This window comes from Bradyrhizobium sp. (genome assembly GCF_049586575.1).
In the GTDB taxonomy this organism is placed as follows: domain Bacteria; phylum Pseudomonadota; class Alphaproteobacteria; order Rhizobiales; family Xanthobacteraceae; genus Bradyrhizobium.
Map to the genome: position 1 here is coordinate 1 of NZ_JBAVCF010000737.1, position 1,781 is coordinate 1,781.

The window sequence follows — 1,781 nt, forward strand, 5'->3', positions numbered from 1 at the left end:
GACGCTGATATCAAGCTGGTGACGATGCTTTCGCATTGTGACCTGCGACGGAGGCAACAAAGCCCGGTCTCCGGGGCGAGCGCGAAGGAAACCGTTAAAACCATTCGCGCGGGGAATGCCGGGTGAATCCGGTGTGACCGTGGTGACTAACTCGGTGTGCTTTTTTCATTTGCACCCGAGGCTGCGGGCGCGCCGAGCGCCCGGCATTCCCTGCGCCCTGATCTTCGGGGCCAAAGACTTCGATGCAGCTCGGGCGTCTCGCGCCGCGAGAGCAATAAACCGTGGCTGAACACCCGCGAATCATTGAACAAACGCGTGTCTGGCCTATCTTCGGCAGGCATGATGACACTCCCCGCATCCGCATTGCCTGTCGAGGCGCCGCCGGCCTTTCTGGGCGTCGCGCATTCCTTGACCGGAAAGCTGTGGCGTGACCGGCTCGACGCGCGAGGGGCGGCGCGGGCGCTGGCGATCACGCAACGCTATCAGTTGCCGGAAATGCTGGCGCGGGTACTCGCCGGGCGCGACGTCGAGATAGACGCGGTCGAGGACTTTCTCGACCCGACTATCCGCAAGCTGATGCCCGACCCCTTTACCGTGACGCAAATGGAGGCGGCCGCGAAACGCATCGCGGACGCGGCCGCGCGAGGCGAAAAGGTCGCGATCTTCGGCGACTACGATGTCGACGGCGCTACGTCCGCGGCGCTGCTGGCCTGGCATTTGCGCCACTGCGGGCTCGATCCGCTGATCCACATCCCCGACCGGATCTTCGAAGGCTACGGGCCGAACGTCGAAGCGGTACGGATGCTGGCGGGGAAGGGCGCGACGCTGCTGGTGACGGTCGATTGCGGCACCACGAGCATGGAGCCGCTTGTCGAAGCGCGCAAGCTCGGCATGTCGGTCGTTGTGATTGATCACCATCAGTGCGGCGAGGAATTGCCTCAGGTCGATGCACTGGTGAATCCGAACCGGCTCGACGATCTCTCAGGGTTAGGCCATCTCGCCGCCGTCGGGCTCGTTCTGGTGACGCTGGTTGCGGTCAACCGCGAACTGCGCGCGCGAGGGTTCTGGAAGCCAGAGATGCCGGAGCCGGATTTGTTGGGCATGCTGCATCATGTGGCGCTCGGCACGGTCGCCGACGTCGCGCCGCTGATCGGGCTCAATCGCGCTTTCGTCGCCAAGGGGTTGATTGCGATGCGTCGTCGCGACCATGTCGGACATACCGCATTGATGGACGTGGCGCGGCTAAACGGCCCGCCGGAGGCTTGGCATCTCGGCTTCATGCTGGGACCGCGCATCAATGCTGGCGGCCGCATCGGGCGCGCCGACCTAGGCGTGCGGCTGTTGCTGGAAGGCGGTATTTCCGAGGCCGCCCGGATCGCCGCCGAGCTCGACCGACTGAACAGCGAACGCCGGGTGATCGAACAGGCGGCCGAGGCGCAAGCCGAAGCCGAGGCGATGGCCTCGCTTGGGCTGGAGGACAAGGGCTCGGTGATCGTCACGGCGTCAGAAGGTTGGCATCCGGGGGTCGTCGGCCTCGTCGCATCGCGGCTGAAGGACAAATTCTCTCGTCCCACCTTTGTCATCGCGCTCGAACCCGGCGGCATCGGCACCGGCTCGGGCCGATCGATCGGCGGCGTCGATCTTGGCAAGGCGGTGCGGCAGGCCGTCCACGACGGTCTCTTGATCAAGGGTGGCGGCCACGCGATGGCTGCCGGCGTGACGTTGCGCAAGGAAAGACTCGCCGAATTCCGCGCCTATATGGAAGACGCGCTGGCGCACGA

1 protein-coding gene is annotated in these 1,781 nt (G+C 65.2%); it reads left to right on the forward strand.

Annotated elements, in window-relative coordinates; genetic code table 11:
* Positions 1 to 342: 342 nt before the first annotated feature.
* Positions 343 to 1,781, forward strand: a 1,439-nt coding sequence (gene recJ, locus WB528_RS26720; RefSeq protein WP_423892349.1) for a single-stranded-DNA-specific exonuclease RecJ, incomplete at its 3' end; no start/stop codon positions are given.